The organism is Pseudomonas pergaminensis (assembly GCF_024112395.2).
GTDB lineage: Bacteria > Pseudomonadota > Gammaproteobacteria > Pseudomonadales > Pseudomonadaceae > Aquipseudomonas > Aquipseudomonas pergaminensis.
In genome coordinates, this window is the sequence record NZ_CP078013.2 from 6,258,592 (window position 1) to 6,278,709 (window position 20,118).

Below are 20,118 nucleotides of genomic sequence, written 5' to 3' on the forward strand. Positions count from 1 at the left end.
TAAAGGCCGCCCCCATCAGCGTAGTCGCTCAACCGAGGAACAGTTTGTAGGCCGGGTTATCGCTTTCATCCCAGTACGGGTAGCCAATGGCTTCCAGGGCTGCCGGCACCAGGTGGCGCTCATCCGCCGGCACTTGCAGGCCGGCGACCACACGGCCGTCTGCTGCGCCGTGGTTGCGATAGTGGAACATCGAGATGTTCCAGCGCCCGCCCAATTTGTTAAGAAAGTTGAACAAGGCGCCCGGGCGCTCCGGGAATTCGAAACGTAACACCACTTCATCGCTGACCTTGGCCGCATGCCCGCCGACCATATGACGGATGTGCAATTTGGCCAGTTCGTTCTCGGTCAGGTCCAGCACCGGGAAACCCTGGCCTGTCAGGCTGGCGATCAGTGCACTGCGCGGATCGTTTTCCGGGTGGGTCTGCACGCCCACAAAGATGTGCGCCTCGCTGCCGGAGTGGTAGCGGTAGTTGAATTCGGTGATCTGGCGCTTGCCCACGGCCTCGCAGAACGCCTTGAAGCTGCCGGGCTTTTCGGGAATGGTCACGGCGATGATGGCTTCGCGACCTTCACCCAGTTCGGCGCGCTCGGCCACATGGCGCAAGCGATCAAAGTTGACGTTGGCACCGGAGTCGATGGCCACCAGGGTCTGCCCAGTCACGCCACGGGTCTCCACGTATTTCTTGATGCCCGCCACACCCAGGGCTCCCGCCGGCTCGGTGATGGAACGGGTGTCGTCGTAGATATCCTTGATCGCCGCACAGATTTCATCGGTGCTCACGGTGATCACTTCATCCACATAGTCCTTGCAGATGTCGAAGGTGTGCTGGCCGATCTGTGCCACCGCCACGCCATCGGCAAAGATGCCCACGGCCTGCAGTACCACGCGCTCGCCCGCCGCCATGGCGGCTTGCAGGCAGTTGGAGTCGTCCGGCTCGACACCGATGACCTTGATCTCCGGGCGCAGGTATTTTACGTACGCCGCGATACCGGCGATCAGCCCGCCGCCGCCCACCGGTACGAAGATCGCGTCCAGCGGCCCTGGATGCTGGCGCAGGATTTCCATCGCCACGGTGCCCTGCCCGGCAATAGTGTGCGGATCGTCGTAGGGGTGAATGTAGACGTAGCCTTTTTCGTCGACGAGTTTCAGCGAATAGGCCAGGGCTTCGGGGAAGGAATCGCCATGCAGCACCACCTTGCCGCCACGGGAGCGCACGCCTTCGACCTTGATCTCGGGGGTGGTCTTGGGCATCACGATAGTGGCCTTGACCCCCAGCACCTTGGCCGCCAGGGCCAGGCCCTGGGCATGGTTGCCGGCCGACGCCGTGACCACGCCGCGCGCACGCTCTTCGGCAGTCAGTTGGGTCAGCTTGTTATAGGCGCCGCGAATCTTGAACGAGAACACCGGCTGCAAGTCTTCACGCTTGAGCCAGACCTTGTTGCCCAGCCGCTCGGAGAGCTGGCGGGCGGTCTGCAACGGGGTTTCTACGGCAACGTCGTAAACGCGCGAGGTGAGGATCTTTTTGACGTACTGTTCAAGCATCGGCGGATATCACTGGGCGGGTTGGGCAGGGCCAAGGAGTCTAACCCAGCGTTTGGGCGGGCGACCACACGAATCCAGAGGTTTTGTTGGGTTATACTCGCGCCCCTCTTTACTCCCCGCCCGTTCCGGAGCCCGCATGACCCAGGATCAACTCAAACAGGCAGTGGCCCAGGCCGCCGTCGATTTAATCCTTCCTAAACTCGACGACAAGAGCATCGTCGGTGTCGGCACCGGCTCCACCGCCAACTGCTTTATCGATGCGCTGGCCCAGCACAAGGGCGCGTTCGATGGCGCCGTGGCCAGCTCCGAAGCCACCGCTGCGCGCCTCAAGGGCCACGGCATTCCGGTGTATGAGCTCAACACTGTGAGCGACCTGGAGTTCTACGTCGACGGCGCCGATGAAAGCGACGAGCACCTGAACCTGATCAAGGGCGGCGGCGCAGCCCTGACCCGCGAGAAGATCGTCGCCGCCGTGGCCAAGACCTTTATCTGCATCGCTGACGCCAGCAAGCTGGTGCCGGTACTTGGCGCATTCCCGCTGCCCGTGGAAGTGATCCCGATGGCCCGCAGCCACGTGGCCCGCGAGCTGGTGAAACTGGGCGGTGACCCGGTGTACCGCGAAGGCGTGTTGACCGACAACGGCAACATCATCCTCGACGTATTCAACATGCAGATCACCAACCCGGTGGAGCTGGAGACGCAGATCAACGCGATCGTCGGCGTGGTCACCAACGGCCTGTTCGCCGCGCGCCCAGCCGATGTACTGCTGCTGGGTACTTCGGAAGGAGTGAAAACCCTCAAGGCTTAACGCGTGACTAAATGTGGGAGCGGGCTTGCTCGCGAAAGCGGTGTGTCAGTGAAAGATTCTTCAACTGAACCACCGCTTTCGCGAGCAAGCCCGCTTGTGTCTTGAGACAGGATTAAGCTGAAGGTGAGAGGGTGAGTGGCAAGCTGAATGCCCGAAGTGCTTAAAGCACGTGTGGGAGCCCATGCTGCCACTCACTTCTCCGCTCTGGACATGAGCCCGAACAGTTGAACGAGCCCACCTCGAACAGTTACAAGCGTGGGCCAAGCCAGAGCGCTCTCACTTTGAGTGTAAGAGGGTTTGGCTATGTTTTCCTATCCAGCAGGCATTGATGTTTCCAAGGACAGCCTTGAGGCTCGAGTTAATCTGATTGACGTTGGGGTAAGTTGCGCTAACGCCGAAGATGATTTCCCTGGGTTGATTGGGTGGCTATTGCTTCACCAGGTCGGCCGCGTGCTGTTGGAGGCCACTGGCGGTTACGAGCGCAAAGTCATGAAGGCGCTCCAGGCTGCGGGCCTCAACGTCATCTGCATCAATCCCCGTCGAGCCAAGAGTTTTTCCACGGCGATGGGCCAACAAGCCAAAACCGACCCGATAGATGCAAAGTCCCTTGCACAGTTCGCAGCGGTACTCGACTCGCCAAACAGCCGAATCACCAGCCCGAAACATGACGAGTTGCGCGCGTTAGTCCAACAGCGAGAAAACTTTATTCAGCAGAGAGACGATGACAAAAGGCGCCTGAAAACGGCCTCATGCGACGTAGTAAAACCAGCGTTGCAGAGTCATATCGACTACCTGATCAAGGCTGTGAACGCGATAGACCAGTTGATTCGTCAAAGCGCCAACGTGTTAGACCGCGAAAAAGTCGAACGCCTGTGTTCAGTTAAGGGGATCGGGCTCGTTACGGCGGCTAGCCTTATGGCATACCTGCCGGAGTTGGGTGAGGTTGGCAAGCGTCCGATCGCTGCCCTAGCGGGCCTCGCGCCGTATAACAACGACAGTGGGAAGCACATAGGCGCGCGTCACATTCGTGGCGGAAGGTTTCCGCACGTCGCTCGCTATACATGGCCTGCTGGGTCGTCATTCGGGACCAGCCTGAATTCCAGGCACGCTATAAAGCACTGCGTGGCAAAGGAAAATGCGCAAAAGTTGCGCTAATCGCATGCATGCGTGTTTTGTTAATCCGGCTGAACGCAATGCTGCGTGATAGGACTGAATGGAAAGAACACGCTGCCTAAATCGGCAGCGATGTGTCGTTGAAGGTCACACGGCTTGAAGCTGTGGGAGTTTGGCTGTCTTTGAAAGCGATGGCCAAGATATGGTCATCAAGACAGTTGCTCCCACATTGGTCCTGCGGTATTTCAGGGATTGGTTTTCTTGAAGACGTAGAACAGGTTCGGCTCGCTGACGAGGTACAACGTGCCCTCGTCATCCATGGCGATCCCCTCGGCCTGCGGCACCCGCTTCGTCAGGCCATGGCGCCCGTTGAGCAGTGACAGACTGCTCAACGGGCGACCATCGATATCCAGTTCCAGCACCAGGAACGACTCGTCCGACAGCGCCAGCAAATGGCCGCTGCGCTCATCGTATTGCAGGCTCGACAGGTCACGCACGAACAATCCGGCATCACGCTTGGGGTTGTTGATCACGTGGACCGAGTAGGTTTTTTCCGGTTTGAAATGCGGGAAGCCGTGCACCTCGTAGATGAGCATCGGATCGCGCTCCTTGGCCACGAACAAGCGCTTGCCCACCGAGTCATAGGCCAGCCCTTCAAACCCCTTGTTGCCACCAACGTGCAGGCCCAGGGTCATCTGCTCCGCATCGGCGGCGTCGAGGAATTGGGTGTCGTCGTCCACATGCACCTTGATCAGCCGCTGCTGGCGCTCATCGCTGATGACATAAATGTTGTCACTGATGAACTCCACGGCTTCGGCATCACCAAACCCCACCAACGGAATACGCCGTAGGATCTTGCCCTCAAGGGACAGCTCGATCAATTCGGCGTTTTTGTTGGTGACGGTAAACAGGCTTTTGCGCACCGGGTCATAGGTCAGGGCCGAGACATCGTCATCAAGCCCCTCGATGACCTGGGCTTCCAGCGTCACCCGGTAATCCGCAAGGCCAATGGAGCGCTCATCCGCCGGCTGGCGCCACGCCTGCCAGTTGAACCAGGCGCGCTCGAAGAGGCGGAAGTGCTGCGCAACGGCCCCGGCGCCGACCAGGGCGATCAGCACCAGCATAAAGAAGAGGGGTTTGGGGCGGGCTAGTCGTCGCATCGGGCGGGCTCAAAGTCAAAAGTGGCGAATGAATATCACGCCTGTCTGAATTTAAACTTAAACGCGCCCGGATGTCTGGCGAATGCCGCACATAGAGACATATCCGACGTAATCGGTGTGCTATTTCTGCTTTTCGAAACGATAGAACAGGTTGGGCTCACTGACGATGTACAAGGTGCCAGCCTCGTCCATGGTCACCCCTTCGGCTCGCGGAATGGTGTTTTTGAGGCCGTTGAATCCGCCGAGCAGGGTCATGAAGCTGACTTGCTCGCCCTTCTCGTCCAGCTCCAGCAGCAAATGGGAGTCGGCCGAGAGCACCAGCAAGTGCCCGGTGCGCGGGTCTACCGCCAGCGCGGAGAGATTGCGCATGTCCAACTCTTTGCTGGCCAGCTTCTGTTTATCGCCCGCCAGGGTCTGGCCACCGTCGCTTTTCCAGGTAAACAGCGCGGGCGGGCGCTCTTCGCCGAGTACCAGCTGCTGGTTGCGTTTGTCCCAGGTGATGGCTTCGAAGGCCTTGTTCTGGTCCTTTGAAGGGCCCAGGTCATAGCTGGTGAAATCCGCCTTGTTCAGCTGGGTGGTACTGGCGTCGACCTTGACGATGGTCAACGTGTGCTGGCGTTCGTCGACCACTGCCAGCAGGCCGTTTTCCATCACGGATACGCCTTCCGGGTTGTCCCAGCCGTTGAGCGGCATCTTGCGCAGCACATCGCCCTGCAGGCTCAGCTCGACAAGAAACGGGTTTTTGCCCATCACCGAAAACAGGGTCTTGGTCTGCGGGTTGTAGGAGACGTCGGAAGCTTCGTCCTTCTCCATTCCCGGCAAAAGCTTGCCATCGATGACGGCACGGTAGTCCGGCAGCCACACGCTCTCCTGGCGTTCGGCGGGCGTCTCAAAGCGTTCCAGCACCCACAGCGCGCCGCGATCATCCCAGTGCATGGCCCAGGCAATGCCATACACAATGGCCCCGACCAGAAACAGCCAGGAGTACCAGCGCAGGGCAAAACGGGAACGCGGCTTGGGTGTAGCGGAGGGCAGAGGCACGGCCATTGGGCGCTTTTCCGGAAAGTCAGCGTTAGGTGATAGCACAGGAACACAGGGGCCCGCGCGCTGGAGGCTGAGGATTATCCGGATGGCGTGTGAAAAAAATGCAAAAAATTGGAAACTTCAGGCGCACACAAGACCCTGTGGGAGCCGGGCTTGCCCGCGATGGCATCAACGCGGTATGTCAGTCACACCGAGTCGATGCCATCGCCGGCAAGCCGGCCCCTACCAGCGCAGGTTCAGCGCACTCTGCTGTCGAAACGGCTCACGTTCGACAGTTCCAGCACCAGCTCATCACCGACATTCAATGGGCCTACGCCCGCCGGGGTACCGGTGAGGATCACGTCGCCGGCTTGCAGCGAGAAGCAGCCGGCCATGTGCTGGATCATCGGGATGATCGGGTTGAGCATCTGCGCGCTGTTGCCGTCCTGGCGCACTTCGCCATTGATGGTCAGGCGAATGCCGATGTCGGTGACGTCGGCAAAGGTGCTGCCCACGACGAATGGTGCAATCACCGCCGCACCGTCAAAGGACTTGGCGATTTCCCACGGCAGGCCCTTGGCTTTCAGCTCGGCCTGTTTGTCGCGCAGCGTCAGGTCCAGGGCTGGGGCGAAGCCGGAGATGGCGTCGAGCACTTCTTCGCGGCTGGGCTTGGTCGACAGCGGCTTGCCGATCAATACCGCGATTTCCGCCTCGTAATGCACCGAACCGCGCTCGGTCGGAATGCTGAAACCGCCTTCGAGCGGGACCACGCAACTGCCCGGCTTGATGAACAGCAGCGGCTCGGTGGGCACCGGGTTGTCCAGTTCCTTGGCATGTTCGGCGTAGTTACGCCCGATACACACCACTTTACCGACCGGGAAGTGGATGTTGGTGCCGTCGACATACTTGTGCTGGTAGCTCATGGAACGACTCCTCAAGGGGCGATTAAACAGCGAAGATCTTGCCCGGGTTCATGATCCCGTTCGGGTCGAACACCGCTTTCACAGCCTTCATGTATTCGATTTCAACCGGCGAGCGGCTGTAGGTCAGGTAGTCACGCTTGGTCATGCCCACGCCGTGTTCGGCGGAGATCGAACCGTTGTACTTCTCGACGGTTTCAAACACCCACTTGTTCACGGTGGCGCACTTGGCGAAGAACTCATCCTTGCTCAAGTTTTCCGGCTTGAGGATGTTCAAGTGCAGGTTGCCGTCGCCGATGTGGCCGAACCAGACAATTTCGAAGTCCGGGTAATGTTCGCCGACGATCGCGTCGATTTCCTTCAAGAACGCCGGCACTTTAGAGACAGTCACCGAGATGTCGTTCTTGTACGGGGTCCAGTGGGAAATAGTCTCGGAGATGTACTCGCGCAGTTTCCACAGGTTGTGCAGTTGGGTTTCGCTCTGGCTCATCACGCCGTCCAGCACCCAACCTTGCTCCACGCAGTGTTCGAAGGTTTCCAGCGCGTGGTTGGCGACTTCTTCAGTGGTGGCTTCGAATTCCAGCAGCGCGTAGAACGGGCACTCGGTGTCGAACGGCGCCGGCACGTCGCCGCGGCCCATGACCTTGGCCAGGGCCTTGTCGGAGAAGAATTCGAAGGCGGTCAGGTCCAGTTTGCTCTGGAACGCGTGCAATACCGGCATGATCGAATCAAAGTCGGTGGTGCCCAGCACCATCGCGGTGAGGTTTTTCGGCGCACGGTCCAGGCGCATGGTGGCTTCGACCACAAAGCCCAAGGTGCCCTCGGCGCCGATGAACAGCTGGCGCATGTCGTAACCGGTGGCGTTCTTGATCAGGTCGCGGTTCAGCTCCAGTACGTCGCCCTTGCCGGTGACAACCTTCATGCCGGCCACCCAGTTACGGGTCATGCCGTAGCGAATCACCTTGATCCCGCCGGCATTGGTGCCGATATTGCCGCCAATCTGGCTGGAGCCCGACGACGCGAAGTCCACCGGGTAGTACAGGCCTTTTTCTTCAGCGACGTTTTGCAATTGCTTGGTGACCACGCCCGGCTGGCACACGGCGGTGCGGTCGGTGAGGTTCACGTCGAGGATCTGGTTCATATAGTCGAACGACACCACCACTTCGCCATTCGCCGCCACGGCAGCAGCCGACAAGCCGGTACGCCCGCCCGATGGCACCAGCGCCACCTTGTGGGTATTGGCCCAGCGCACAATGGCCTGGACCTGCTCAGTGGTCTTGGGGAAGACGATGGCGGTCGGCGCGGGTGCGAAGTGCTTGGTCCAATCCTTGCCGTAAGCCTCCAGGGAGTCTGCATCGGTCAGCACTTTGCCGGGCTCAACCAGGGTCTTTAGCTCATCAATCAGGGCAGGATGGGTCATCGACAGAACTCTCGAACAATTCATGGTCATCCTGAGAACGCTTCACGTCGCAGGAATAGGTGTTTAGCGGGGCGCGTATGCTAGCATACCGCCCCCGCAGGACAGAGCCCAAGGGCGTTTCTGCGGTGACGGCTTTCCTGCCGTCCGGGTCAGCTTAAGCGATCCGATTCCCTGCCATTTTTCTCCGGGATACAGGTTTACGCAGATGAGCAAGACTTCTCTCGATAAGAGCAAGATCAAGTTCCTTCTTCTGGAAGGCGTCCACCCATCGGCTGTCGACGTTCTGAAAGCCGCCGGGTACACCAGCATTGAGTACATCACCAGTTCTCTGCCGGAAGCCCAGCTCAAGGAAAAGATCGCCGACGCGCACTTTATCGGGATTCGCTCCCGCACTCAGCTGACCGAAGAGATCTTCGATCACGCCAAGAAACTCGTGGCGGTCGGCTGTTTCTGCATCGGCACCAACCAGGTCGATCTCAACGCAGCGCGTGAGCGCGGCATCGCGGTGTTCAACGCACCGTACTCCAACACCCGTTCCGTTGCGGAGCTGGTGCTGGCCGAGGCGATCCTGTTGCTGCGCGGCATTCCAGAGAAGAACGCTTCCTGCCACCGTGGCGGCTGGATCAAAAGCGCGGCCAACTCCTTCGAAATTCGCGGCAAGAAGCTGGGCATCGTCGGTTACGGCTCGATCGGTACCCAGCTGTCGGTCCTGGCTGAAGGCCTGGGCATGCAGGTGTTCTTCTATGACACCCTGACCAAGCTGCCATTGGGCAACGCCACGCAAGTGGCCAGCCTGACCGAGCTGTTGGGCATGTCCGATATCGTGACCCTGCACGTTCCGGAAACCGCTGAGACCCAGTGGATGATCGGCGAGAAGGAAATCCGCGCCATCAAGAAAGGCGGCATCCTGATCAACGCAGCGCGCGGCACCGTGGTCGAGCTGGACGCCCTGGCCGACGCGATCAAGGACAAGCACCTGATCGGCGCCGCCATCGACGTGTTCCCGGTGGAGCCACGCTCCAACGACGACATCTTCGAAAGCCCGCTGCGTGGCCTGGACAACGTGATCCTGACCCCGCACATCGGCGGCTCCACCGCTGAAGCGCAGGCCAACATTGGCCTGGAAGTGTCGGAAAAGCTGGTCAAGTACAGCGACAACGGTACGTCGGTGTCGTCCGTAAACTTCCCGGAAGTGGCCCTGCCGGCTCACCCAGGCAAGCACCGTCTGCTGCACATCCACCAGAACATCCCTGGCGTGATGATGGAGATCAACAAGGTCTTCGCGGAAAACGGCATCAACATCTCCGGTCAGTTCCTGCAGACCAACGAGAAGGTCGGCTACGTGGTGATCGACGTCGACGCCGAGTACTCGGACCTGGCGCAAGAGAAGCTGCAGCACATCAACGGTACGATTCGTAGCCGCGTGTTGTTCTAAGGTTTCGCCGCAACATGAAAAAGGGAGCCCCTCGGGGCTCCCTTTTTTGCATCTGAACAAATCTTATTTGACGTTAACCGTGATCACTTTAGAGGCTACAGTCGGGTTGAACTGCATGTGCAGTTTGTCGCCGGCCACCAGTTGCAGGGTGTGCTTGCCTGGGGTGAGGGTCAGTTCGGTTTCGGTCTGGGCCTTGCCGTAGTGGATCACGGTGTCGGTGGCCGGGATCGGCACGCTGGCGTCAGGCAGTTCTTTCTGGTCGATCAGCAGGTGGTGGTGACCGGTGCCTGGATCCTGGCTGGTGGCCGGGGCCAGTTTCAGGCCTTCCATGCCGAATTTGACGGTGAAGGTTTTATCGACCGTCGCGCCGTCTTTAGGCGAGACGATGAATACTTTGGCATCTGCAGGTGGAGCGCTGCGCGGGATACCGTCCGCAGCAGTGGCCAACATCGAAGCACCCAGCAGCAGGGAGGCCAGGGTGGCACGGGACAAAAGGGCTTTCATTCGCTTCTCCAGTTTTTCTATGAAATCTGTAGGGTTATGACAACTTCGCGACAAATTGCTGTCCAAGGCACTCAACACCATAGCAAAGCGATGCTGAACGGCGCCTCGCACATTAAAAATCTCTAGGAGTGACCATGCGCTTTTCGCCTGGCCTGTTACTTTTGCTTCCCCTTATGAGCCCCTTGGCTCACGCCGAACTGATCGATGACGTCTTCGACCGTGGCGAACTGCGCATCGCTCTCGAAGCCAACACTCCGCCGTTCAACTTCAAGGAAGGCGACAAGGTCACCGGCTTCGAAGTGGAACTGGGCGAGCAACTGGCCAAGGAGATGGACGTGCGACCTTCGTTCATCACCACCGATGACACCGACCTGCTACCAGGCGTGGAAACCGGCAAGTACGACGTGGCCATCAACCATATCGCTATGACTGCCGAGCTGCAGGATCGGTTCGATCTCAGTGAGGCGTATAACGAGAAGCCGGCGTTGGTGATCCCGTTCCAGAAGGGTAATCCGGCGTTCAAGGCGAGTTTGGACAAGGCGTTGCAGCGCGTGAAGGCGGATGGGCGCTTGAAGGCACTGACCAATAAATGGCTGGAACCCGAAGGGTAGGCGCCGGCTTGCCAGCGATAGCGGTGAATCAGCGACAAATCAGATGGCAGGAGGATTGCGATCGCCGGCAAGCGCGCCTCTACAGGTTTTTTAGCGCCTGGGCGGCTTCGGGCAATTCCAGCTCACTGAACACCAACACGCCATGCTGCCTCAGCAACGCCGTCGTGACGCCCTCGCCCGTTACCTTGGTGCCGCTGAACGTGCCGTCGTAGGTCTGCAGGCTTCCGCAGGACGGGCTATTGGCCTTGAGCACGGCGATGCGGATGTTGTGGCGCTGCACCAGCGCCAAAGCCTGACGAGCGCCGTCGAGGAAAGCCTCGCTGAAATCTTCGCCTTCGGCGGTCAGCACTTGGGCACGGCCCTCCCACACATCCACGCCTTGCCCGCCTGGGATCTCGGCGGCAGGTCGTGGGGTTGGCAAACCACCCGACACTTCCGGGCAGATCGCAACCACACGCCCCTCGGCCTGCCATACGGCCAACTGGTAGAACGGCCCACTGGCCCCGCCGTCGTAACGCACCTTGTGCCCGAGCAGGCAGCGGCTGATCAGAATCTTTTGCATACTTAAAACGGCTCGTTACCCCGCCGGCGAAACCAACCGGTGAGGGACAGGCGTTCGCGCGTGGCGGGCAGGACTTCGTGGGGCACTTCGCCCGACAGGAACACCACCAGGCAACCGCCGGTGGGCACCACATCGTATTCGACGCCGTCCTTGAGGTACATGCGCAACTGGCCGCCCTGCTCGGGGAGCCAGGCGTCATTCAAGTAGATCACCGCCGAGACCATGCGGCGGTCGTCGTCGCGGAAACGGTCCAGGTGCTTGAGGTAGAACGCCCCCGGCGGGTACATCGCAAAGTGGCTTTCGAAGTCTTCCAGGCCCAGGAACAGGCTGCGGTTCATCGCCAGGCGCAGGCTGTCCATCAACGCCATATAGGTGTCGCAGACCGCCGCATCGCCCTCTTCCAGCCACTGGATATGGTCACCGCGAATGCCTTCACGGATCTCCTGGGTCGGGCCACGCCCCACCGCCGCCGGAGCCAATTCACCCTCGGCTGCACGTTTACGGCACTCAGCCGCCAGTTCCAGGGTCAGAGCCTGGGGCAGGAAGCCGTCCTGCCGGGACCAGCCCTTTTCGGCCAGGTCGTCGACAATACGTTGCAGCAAGGGGTGATCGAGGGGTATTTGCATGGCGCGCATAGTATCCATACGCCTGTGAATCCGACAGAGCCGCCGAGCGTCTGAATACACTTTAGTCAGGTGACCGATAGGACTTCTCGACAAATCCTACGCCCGACACGGACAATAGTGGCCGACTGACAGGAGTCCATATGCGTCGTTTGTTTTTTTCCTTGCTGATGTTCTGCGTTTTGCCCGCCTGGGCAGACGGCCATGACCAGTTGTACAAGGTCGCCGGCTGGGCCGAACAACGTGCGCATTTCAATGACGCCCTCAGTGCCGCCCAGCAACGCTACCGCAACAGCCTGCCGCCAGCGGTGTACCAGGCGCTGGTGGACAACAGCAATAAACGTTTCGCTGCCCAGGCCATGGACCAGCGCGCCGAAGCGCAATTGCGCAAGAACCTCGCAGACCCCAAGCCTGCCCTGGCGTTTTTCCAATCCCCCCTGGGCCGTAAGATTGTCGCCGCCGAGCTGCTCGCCACGCGCCGCGACCAACTGGCGAAGAACGCCCAGGGCCTGCCGAAGATCGAAGCCGATGCCACCCGCAGCCTGATCATCGGCCACCTGGCCCAAGCGCTGCCTGCGCGTGAGGCCGGCGCAGAAGTCAGCCTGGCGATTGCTGGCGTGGCGGCAGACAGCTTGAGCCAGATGATCCCCGGCCTGTTGGGCGGCGGTCAGGCCCAGGGCTTGTTGAATGGCCAGCGCGAGCGCCTGATGCAACAGATCGATAAGGACCTGAACAACACGCTGCTGTACGTCTATCGGGATTTGTCCGACCCGGAACTGGAAGAGTTCGCTACGTTTGCTGAGTCGCCGGAGGGTAAGGCGTATTACCAGGCGGCCCTTGCAGCCATCCGCGCCGGCCTGGCAGTCGGCCAAAGCACCTCAAGCCTTACGCAGTAAAAAATGTGGGAGGGGGCTTGCCCCCGATGGCGATTTGTCAGACATCTATTGTTTGCTGAACCACCGCTGTCGGGGGCAAGCCCCCTCCCACATTTGGATTGTGTTACCGCAGGTGGTCAGTGAGATACCGGAAGTACTGCTCACGAATCTCCGGAATCTCATTGGCCAGGTGATGCCTGCCACGCGGCAACATCAACACCTCGGGCTGGTCGAACTTGCCGCGCAACACCTGCAGGTTGTGCTGCCAGTCCACCGTCATGTCTTCCTCACCTTGAACGATCAGCGGCCGCCGGGCACTGCGCGGTGCAGCTTCGATGCGTTTGATCCAGCGCGCCAAGGCACCGACCCAGGCGGTCGGCAGTTGGCGCGGCTGCAGCGGGTCGGCTTCCAGGAACGGCTTGAACGCCGGATCGTGGGTGTTCTCGCTGAATCGCCGCGCAATGCCTTTGACGAACGGGCGCAACAGGTAATAGCTGACTTGCGACCAGCCCCAGGCCCGTGGCCGCACCAGGGGTGACAACAGGAAAGTCTTGCCTTGGGCCGGGCTGTCGGCGCCATGGTTGAGCAGGTGATCCACCACCACCGCGCCGCCGGTGCTTTGCCCGAACAGGTGCCAGGGTTGCGGCAGTTGCAGCGCTTGCGCCTGGGTGAACAGCGCATTCACCACCTGTTGATACACCGCAAAATCATCGATGCTGGCACGTACGCCACTGGACAGGCCGTGCCCCGGTAAATCGCAGGCTATCACCACGAAGCCCTGCTCCAGCGCCCACTTCACCACATGGCGGTACAGCCCCATGTGGTCGTAGAAGCCGTGAAACATGAACATCGTCGCCACCGGCGTGGTCGGCCACCACACCTGCGCCACCACCTCAAAACCTTCCACCTCGAAACGCCCCAGACGGCTTACGGCCTGGTCCAGACCGTAAAAACGCTGGTAGACCCGAGCCTCGGCGCTGAGCGGTTGCGCATCCACCAGGGGTCGCAGGCTTTCGCGCAGATGATCGGGGTCAAAGGTGACAGGCATAAAGGGTTCCAGACTGACGGCAAAGATGAATATCGAGCTGCGATATTCATCTGTCAGGACAAGCATGGCAAGCTACGCGACCTTCGAGGATACATCTGAATGCGACAGCCCTACCGCACCGCCCTGTTCGCCAGCCTGATCCTGGTTATCTGCGCCGGCGTGCTGTGGGCGGCGTATGACTGGTTCCAGGGCCGCTACCTGCGCGCCTTCAGCGAACACACGGCGGTGTTTTCCGGTGACCCACTCACACTGCCTGCCTACCTCGCCGGCCCCGGCCCGATCCGCCTGGTGCACTTCTGGGACCCGGCCTGCCCCTGCAACGTCGGCAACCAGCAGCACCTGGGTGAATTGATCGAGCAATATGCCCCCCAGGGCGTCGAGTTCTATGCCCTGCAAAAGCCCGGCAGCCACAGCCAACTGCCCGACAACCTGCGCACGATGAAAACACTCACCGCCCTGCCCGGCGCCGACCAAGTGCCGGCCAGCCCGGCCGTGGGGATCTGGGATCGCAGCGGCAAGCTTGCGTATTTCGGGCCCTACAGCGAGGGCCTCACGTGCAACTCCAGTAACAGTTTTATCGAGCCGATCTTGAAAGCCGTTGAAGCAGGACGCGAGGTGAATGCCACGCACACCCTGGCGGTGGGCTGCTATTGTTCGTGGCCAAAAGGCTCGTAACTCGCCGCCCCACTCTTGGTAAGGAATGTTCATGAAGCGCGTCTTGCAGGTTCTCGCGGTTCTGGTGGTACTGGTCGCCCTTGGCGCCGGCGCGTACGTCTACAGCAAGCAACCCACCCGCCAGGGCACGGTGACCCTGGCCAACCTGCAAGGCTCGGTCACGGTGCGCTACGACGACCGGGGCGTGCCGCACATTCGTGCCGAGAACGAAACCGACCTGTACCGCGCCCTGGGCTATGTGCACGCCCAGGACCGCCTGTTCCAGATGGAGATCATGCGGCGCCTGGCCCGTGGCGAGCTGGCCGAGGTGCTCGGCCCCAAGGTGCTGGAGACCGACAAGCTGTTCCGCAGCCTGCGCATTCGCGACCGCGCGGCCACCTATGTGGCGCAGCTGGACCCTGAGTCGGCGCACTGGAAGGCCCTGCAGGCCTATCTGGACGGGATCAACCAGTATCAGGACAGCCACGCCCGCCCGATGGAGTTCGACGTGCTGGGCATCCCCAAGCGGCCGTTCACCGCCGAAGACACCATCAGTGTCGCCGGGTACATGGCCTACAGCTTTGCCGCCGCGTTTCGTACCGAGCCTTTGCTGACCTACGTACGCGACCAGTTGGGCAGCGACTACCTGAAAGTCTTCGACCTCGACTGGCAACCCAAGGGCGCCCTCAACCTGGCTGCCAGCGATTGGCAGACCCTCGGCGCCATTGCCTCGCTGAGCGAGCAGGCCCTGGCCGACAACGGCCTGCCACAGTTCGAAGGCAGCAACGCCTGGGCCATCAGCGGCAACCGCACCAAGAGCGGAAAACCGTTGCTGGCCGGTGACCCGCATATCCGTTTCTCGGTGCCGTCGGTATGGTACGAGGCGCAGCTGTCGGCGCCGGGGTTTGAGCTGTACGGCTACCACAATGCGCTGGTGCCGGTGGCGTTCCTGGGGCACAACCTGGACTTCGGCTGGAGCCTGACCATGTTCCAGAACGATGACCTCGACCTCATCGCCGAGAAGGTCAACCCGGACAACCCCAACCAGGTCTGGTACCACGACCAGTGGGTCGACATGACCAGCACCGAGCAACAGATTGCGGTGAAGGGCCAGGCACCGGTGACATTGACCCTGCGCCAATCCCCCCACGGCCCGATCATCAATGACGTGCTGGGCGAAAACGCCGGCAAGACGCCGATTGCCATGTGGTGGGCGTTCCTCGACACCCAGAACCCGATCCTCGAAGGCTTCTACCAGCTCAACCGCGCCGACACCCTGGTCAAGGCGCGCGCAGCGGCAGCCAAAGTGTCTGCGCCTGGGTTGAACATCGTGTGGGCAAATGCCAAGGGTGATATCGGCTGGTGGGCGGCGGCGCAGTTACCGATCCGTCCGGCTGGGGTCAACGCCGGGTTTATCCTCGACGGCAGCAGCGCCCAGGCCGACAAGCTGGGCTTCTACCCCTTCAGCGCCAACCCGCAGGAAGAGAACCCGGCGCGCGGTTACGTGGTGTCGGCCAATGCCCAACCGGCCTCGCCTACCGGCATGGAGATCCCCGGTTATTACAACCTGGCCGACCGTGGCCAGCAGCTCAACGCGCAACTGAGCGACAAGAGCGTGAAGTGGGACGTGAACAACAGCCAGGCCTTGCAGCTGGGCACCACCACCGCTTTCGGCCCGCGCCTGCTGGCGCCGCTGTTGCCGGTGCTGCGTGAGGGGGTCAAGGACCCGGCCCAATTGAAACTGGTGGAGCAGCTTGCAAGCTGGAAGGGTGACTACCCGCTGGACTCCACCAGCGCCACGCTGTTCAACCAATTCCTGTTCAACCTGGCCGATGCCGCCTTCCATCCGAAGCTGGGCGACGGCATGTTCAAGACCCTGCTCAGCACCCGCGTGATCGACGCCGCGCTGCCACGCCTGGCCGCCGCGCCGGATTCGCCGTGGTGGGACGGCAAGCGTTCGCAAACCGTCAAGCTTGCCTGGGACAACAGCCTCGCGCACCTCAAGGCCACCTTCGGTGATGACCCGAGCCAATGGCAGTGGGGCAAGGCCCACCCCCTGACCCACGGCCACCCCCTAGGCTCGCAGAAGCCGTTGGACCTGATCGTCAACGTCGGTCCGTTCCCGGCACCCGGCACCCACGAAGTGCCGAACAACCAGTCCGCCAACATCGGCCCGGCACCGTGGCCCGTCACCTACGGGCCTTCTACCCGCCGCCTGATCGACTTCGCCGACGTGGCCCACGCCCTGACCATCAACCCGGTCGGGCAAAGTGGCGTGCCGTTCGACAAGCACTATGGCGACCAGGCAGAGACCTACATCGAAGGCGGCTATGAGCAGGCGCATTTCAGCGATGAGGAAGTGACGGCGAATACGCGCGGCACACTGAAACTGCTACCCGCCAGATGAGCGCCTGGAACTCGGTCAAACTGCGGGAGCGGGCTTGCTCGCGAATGCGGAGTGTCAGTCAATATACCCGCCACTGAACCACCGTATTCGCGAGCAAGCCCGCTCCCACATTGGATATACGCTACAGCGGCTACCGTGCCCGCACCCGGCCCGGCGCCTCCCCATAGGTTTCCTTGAATTTCTTGCTGAACGCCGCCTGGGACTGGTAACCCACCTGGGCGGCGATATCCAACAGGCTCAGGCGTGACTGGCGCAGCAGGTTGAATGCCAACTCCATGCGCAACTGGGTCAGTAACACCCAGGGCGATACGCCCGCCACTTTTACAAACGCGCGCATGAACGTAGCGCGCGACATCGTCGCGGCGGTGGCCAGGCTGTCGATGGTCCAGTCGTGCCCGGGATCGGCGAGCATCGCCTGCCAGGCCTGGCTCAGGCGCTTGTCGGCGAGCAGCGCGAAGGTGCCGGCAACTGGCGCCTGGCGGTTCAGCCAGGCACGCAGGATCAGGGTGAACAGCGCTGAAGAGAGTGCATCGATGAACGAACGTGCGCCGATTTGTTCGCCGTCCGCTTCGCTGCGCAGCAACGCAATCAACGCAGCCAATTGACCATCGGCCTGCCATTCGCGGCTGGATACCACCAGGTACTCCGGCAACGCACCGAACAACAGCGATTGGCGGTTGTAGTGAAAGCTGCCGCAGAGCATGTCCACATCCGGCTGGTCACCGCCCAGGCGGTGCACCTTGAGTACGCCGCCTTCGATCACCCGAGGCTGCATCGGCCTGATCCTCGCGCCCTGGCTGCGCAGCAAGTGCGTGGCGCCACCAGGCATCAGCAGGATGTCACCCTCCTCCAGCGTCACCTGTTGCCCGCCCGACAATTGCGCGCGGCAGATACCACTGAGCACGATGTGATACGGCGCCACACCGAGATTCTCGGGCGCATGCTCCAGCGCCCAGTCGCCCTGGAACTGGCAACGCAAATCCAGGCTGCCGCGCAGGTTGGCCAGCGCGATAAGGGTGTCGATCGAATTCATTTACGAGCATCGGTCAAAAAGATGAGCGGATTGAACAATAACGCCAACTTCAAACAGAACAGACTGGCTTCACACCCAACCTGTTGAGGAGTAACCGCAATGTTCAATAACTGGTCCGACTTGCTGCCTACCGTGAAGAAAGCTTTTGGCGCGCTGGGCAAGAGCAACCCGAAGATGGTCAAAGCCTACATGGCGCTGGGCGAGGCTGCCGAGGAAAACAACGTACTCGACGCCAAGACCCGTGAGCTGATTTCCATCGCCGTGGCCATCACCACCCGCTGCGACGGTTGCATCGGCGTGCATGCTGACGCCGCAATCAAGGCCGGCGCGACCCGCGAAGAGGTTGCCGCCACATTGGCCACCGCGATTTCGCTGAATGCCGGCGCGGCATACATCTACTCGCTGCGCGCGCTGGAAGCCTACGACACGCTCAAACCGGCGCCGCAAAGTTAAGCCGGAACTGTTGCGGCGTCACACCCAGCCGGCGGTTGAACACACTGCGCATGTGCTGGGCGTCGCGAAACCCGCATTGATAGGCCACGGTCTTGAGCGGTGCAGGGCTGCTTTCGAGCATCACCCGCGCCGCGTCCACCCGCGCCCGCTCGACAAACTCCGCCGGCGTGATCCGCGCCTCACGGGCAAACACCCGGGAGAAATTGCGTGCGCTCATATTGGCCGCCTTGGCCAGGTCGGCAATGGTCAGGTCCCCGGTCAGGTTCGCCAACACGTACAACTGCACCAGCGCCACCGCCGATGTGGGTTCGGCGTGGGGCGTCAGAAACGGACTGAACTGCGACTGCCCGCCCGAACGCTGGGTGAACACCACCAAGCGCTTGGCCACGCTCAACGCGACTTCCGGGCCGTGGTCCTGGGCCAGCAGGTACAACGACAGGTCGATACCCGCCGTGACCCCCGCCGAGGTGTAGAGGTTGCCGTCCTGCACGTAGAGGCGGTCGGCCTCGACCTGAGCGGTGGGGCACAGGCGGGCCAGGTCGGCGGCATCGTTCCAGTGAGTGGTCACGGTTTTCCCATCCAGCAGCCCGGCGCGGGCCAGCATGAAGGCGCCGTTGCAGATCGAGCCGAAGCGCTGCGCCCGCGCCGTGGCGCCACGCAGCCAATCATCGAACTGAGCGCCAAAGTCCTCGAAGGGTAAGCGCGGGCCGCCGGCTACCAGCAGCAGGTCGTAGGCCTGAAGCGCTTCGCTGTAGTGCCGGTGGGCCTGCAATGACAGGCCGTTGGAAGCCGCCATGTTGCCGTGGCTGAAGCCGACAACTTCCAATTGGTAATGGTCTTGCGGCGGCAGAAAGCGGTTGGCTTCGCAGAAAACATCCATGGGGCCGGTCACATCCAGTGACTGGACGCCGGGGAAGATCAGGATGGCGACGGTTTTGCTCATGAGCAGGCACACCTTCTCTAACTGGATAAACACAGAACCCCTGTGGGAACTGGCTTGCCTGCGATGCAGACGCCTCGATCATTCAGGTATACCGAGTCGATGCTATCGCAGGCAAGCCAGCTCCCACATTTGACCGAGTACACCTTTGGCACGATGTACAACCACATTGGCCGGGATTGCTCCCTCGCCGCAATGGCCCCTTCGCTGGCACAAGACCAGACTGGAATCTTTCCAGAGGAGAACGACCATGAGCACCACCATCGCCGGCATCCAGATCCCGGACAGCGCACTGGCCAAGGCCACCACCGAATATATCCGCGACGTCGAATCCGACCTGCTCTACCACCATTCCCGCCGGGTGTTCCTGTTCGGTGCGTTGAGCGGTGAACGCAAGCAACTCGCCTATAACCCGGAACTGCTCTACGTCGGCGCGATGTTCCACGACCTGGGCCTGGTGGAAGGTCATCGCAGTGACAACGAACGCTTTGAAGTCGACGGCGCCAACGCGGCAGCCGCGTTCCTCAAGCCCTATGGGCTGACCGATGACGATATCGAACAGGTGTGGCTGTCCATCGCCTTGCACACCACGCCGGGTGTACCGCAGCATTTGCGCCCGACCGTGGCACTGGTAACCGCCGGTGTAGAGATGGACGTGCTGGGCATCGACTACGCCGCGTTCAGCACCGTGCAGCGCGAAGCCGTGGTGCATGCGCATCCACGCGGTGAAGGGTTCAAGGAGTGCATCATCTGCGCGTTTGCCGACGGCTTGCGCCATCGTCCGCAGACCACGTTTGGCAACGTGAAGACGGATGTGCTGGTGGATCAGGAGCCGGGGTTCAAGCCGATGAATTTTGTCGAGGTGATCCGCAAGTCTCCCTGGACTGCATAGTTGACCTGAAATGCAATCAACTGTGGGAGCTGGCTTGCCTGCGATGGGGCCCTGCCGGTCGACTCATCTGTCGACTGATAGACCGCTATCGCAG

The 20,118-nt window shown here is 61.1% G+C and carries 19 protein-coding genes and 1 pseudogene; 9 read left to right on the forward strand and 11 right to left on the reverse strand.

The features are described 5' to 3' along the window. Positions 1-28 precede the first annotated feature (28 nt). Positions 29-1,543 (reverse strand): threonine ammonia-lyase, biosynthetic, encoded by a 1,515-nt coding sequence (ilvA, locus tag KUA23_RS28585; RefSeq protein WP_252993196.1) that lies wholly within the window; start codon positions 1,541-1,543, stop codon positions 29-31. A 136-nt stretch (positions 1,544-1,679) separates the two neighbouring features. Here ilvA and rpiA point away from each other — a divergent pair, with 136 nt between their 5' ends. Both rpiA and KUA23_RS28595 read left to right on the forward strand, forming a co-directional pair. Then, entirely contained in the window at positions 1,680-2,351 is a 672-nt protein-coding gene (rpiA, locus tag KUA23_RS28590) for a ribose-5-phosphate isomerase RpiA (RefSeq protein ID WP_053127902.1), read from the forward strand. A 303-nt stretch (positions 2,352-2,654) separates the two neighbouring features. Then, positions 2,655-3,586: pseudogene (locus KUA23_RS28595) on the forward strand (IS110 family transposase). Between the two features lie 123 nt (positions 3,587-3,709). Here the strand turns inward: KUA23_RS28595 and KUA23_RS28600 are convergent. The 4 genes from KUA23_RS28600 to KUA23_RS28615 form a co-directional block, all read right to left on the reverse strand. Next, positions 3,710-4,624, reverse strand: coding sequence for an SdiA-regulated domain-containing protein (locus KUA23_RS28600; protein ID WP_078050609.1), 915 nt, complete (start codon positions 4,622-4,624; stop codon positions 3,710-3,712). Positions 4,625-4,744: 120 nt separating this feature from the next. Then, on the reverse strand, positions 4,745-5,671 hold the full coding sequence (locus KUA23_RS28605) for an SdiA-regulated domain-containing protein (protein ID WP_099493153.1): 927 nt from the start codon (positions 5,669-5,671) through the stop codon (positions 4,745-4,747). Positions 5,672-5,904: 233 nt separating this feature from the next. Further along, positions 5,905-6,570 (reverse strand): fumarylacetoacetate hydrolase family protein, encoded by a 666-nt coding sequence (locus KUA23_RS28610; protein ID WP_078050611.1) that lies wholly within the window; start codon positions 6,568-6,570, stop codon positions 5,905-5,907. Between the two features lie 22 nt (positions 6,571-6,592). Further along, positions 6,593-7,987, reverse strand: coding sequence for an FAD-binding oxidoreductase (locus tag KUA23_RS28615; RefSeq protein ID WP_099493155.1), 1,395 nt, complete (start codon positions 7,985-7,987; stop codon positions 6,593-6,595). Positions 7,988-8,192: 205 nt separating this feature from the next. Between KUA23_RS28615 and serA the strand changes: the two genes are divergently transcribed. After that, positions 8,193-9,422, forward strand: coding sequence for a phosphoglycerate dehydrogenase (gene serA / locus KUA23_RS28620; RefSeq protein WP_003195214.1), 1,230 nt, complete (start codon positions 8,193-8,195; stop codon positions 9,420-9,422). Between the two features lie 63 nt (positions 9,423-9,485). On the opposite strand, the gene KUA23_RS28625 is transcribed toward serA, so the two are convergent. Next, complete coding sequence (locus KUA23_RS28625) at positions 9,486-9,926, reverse strand: DUF4399 domain-containing protein (protein ID WP_028618355.1); 441 nt, start codon at positions 9,924-9,926, stop codon at positions 9,486-9,488. 134 nt (positions 9,927-10,060) lie between these two features. Here KUA23_RS28625 and KUA23_RS28630 point away from each other — a divergent pair, with 134 nt between their 5' ends. After that, positions 10,061-10,537 carry a transporter substrate-binding domain-containing protein gene (locus KUA23_RS28630; RefSeq protein WP_100491924.1) on the forward strand — a complete coding sequence of 159 codons (477 nt, stop codon included), beginning with the start codon at positions 10,061-10,063 and terminating at the stop codon, positions 10,535-10,537. A 79-nt stretch (positions 10,538-10,616) separates the two neighbouring features. Here KUA23_RS28630 and KUA23_RS28635 read toward each other — a convergent pair whose 3' ends face one another. Both KUA23_RS28635 and KUA23_RS28640 read right to left on the reverse strand, forming a co-directional pair. Beyond that, on the reverse strand, positions 10,617-11,099 hold the full coding sequence (locus KUA23_RS28635; protein ID WP_252993197.1) for a 2-thiouracil desulfurase family protein: 483 nt from the start codon (positions 11,097-11,099) through the stop codon (positions 10,617-10,619). 2 nt (positions 11,100-11,101) lie between these two features. Next, positions 11,102-11,734, reverse strand: coding sequence for a 2OG-Fe(II) oxygenase (locus KUA23_RS28640; RefSeq protein WP_214497285.1), 633 nt, complete (start codon positions 11,732-11,734; stop codon positions 11,102-11,104). A 131-nt stretch (positions 11,735-11,865) separates the two neighbouring features. Between KUA23_RS28640 and KUA23_RS28645 the strand changes: the two genes are divergently transcribed. Continuing rightward, the gene (locus KUA23_RS28645) at positions 11,866-12,618 is read left to right on the forward strand and encodes a DUF2059 domain-containing protein (RefSeq protein ID WP_252993198.1); all 753 of its coding nucleotides are present in this window, start codon (positions 11,866-11,868) and stop codon (positions 12,616-12,618) included. A 103-nt stretch (positions 12,619-12,721) separates the two neighbouring features. On the opposite strand, the gene bipL is transcribed toward KUA23_RS28645, so the two are convergent. After that, positions 12,722-13,645 (reverse strand): phospholipase BipL, encoded by a 924-nt coding sequence (gene bipL / locus KUA23_RS28650; protein WP_252993199.1) that lies wholly within the window; start codon positions 13,643-13,645, stop codon positions 12,722-12,724. 99 nt (positions 13,646-13,744) lie between these two features. Between bipL and KUA23_RS28655 the strand changes: the two genes are divergently transcribed. Together KUA23_RS28655 and KUA23_RS28660 are read left to right on the forward strand one after the other, a co-directional pair. After that, positions 13,745-14,320 carry a DUF6436 domain-containing protein gene (locus KUA23_RS28655; protein WP_252993200.1) on the forward strand — a complete coding sequence of 192 codons (576 nt, stop codon included), beginning with the start codon at positions 13,745-13,747 and terminating at the stop codon, positions 14,318-14,320. 31 nt (positions 14,321-14,351) lie between these two features. Beyond that, positions 14,352-16,706 (forward strand): penicillin acylase family protein, encoded by a 2,355-nt coding sequence (locus KUA23_RS28660; protein ID WP_252993201.1) that lies wholly within the window; start codon positions 14,352-14,354, stop codon positions 16,704-16,706. 130 nt (positions 16,707-16,836) lie between these two features. Here KUA23_RS28660 and KUA23_RS28665 read toward each other — a convergent pair whose 3' ends face one another. After that, a complete protein-coding gene (locus KUA23_RS28665; RefSeq protein ID WP_078050618.1) occupies positions 16,837-17,739 on the reverse strand; it encodes an AraC family transcriptional regulator in 903 nt (300 codons plus the stop codon). 99 nt (positions 17,740-17,838) lie between these two features. Here KUA23_RS28665 and KUA23_RS28670 point away from each other — a divergent pair, with 99 nt between their 5' ends. Further along, complete coding sequence (locus KUA23_RS28670) at positions 17,839-18,192, forward strand: carboxymuconolactone decarboxylase family protein (RefSeq protein WP_016973032.1); 354 nt, start codon at positions 17,839-17,841, stop codon at positions 18,190-18,192. Here KUA23_RS28670 and KUA23_RS28675 read toward each other — a convergent pair. After that, positions 18,170-19,135: a GlxA family transcriptional regulator gene (locus KUA23_RS28675; RefSeq protein WP_252993202.1), complete on the reverse strand. Its 966-nt coding sequence runs from the start codon at positions 19,133-19,135 to the stop codon at positions 18,170-18,172. The genes KUA23_RS28670 and KUA23_RS28675 overlap by 23 nt on opposite strands. A 247-nt stretch (positions 19,136-19,382) precedes the next feature. Here KUA23_RS28675 and KUA23_RS28680 point away from each other — a divergent pair, with 247 nt between their 5' ends. After that, complete coding sequence (locus tag KUA23_RS28680; RefSeq protein ID WP_099493162.1) at positions 19,383-20,024, forward strand: HD domain-containing protein; 642 nt, start codon at positions 19,383-19,385, stop codon at positions 20,022-20,024. The last annotated feature ends 94 nt before the right edge of the window (positions 20,025-20,118 follow it).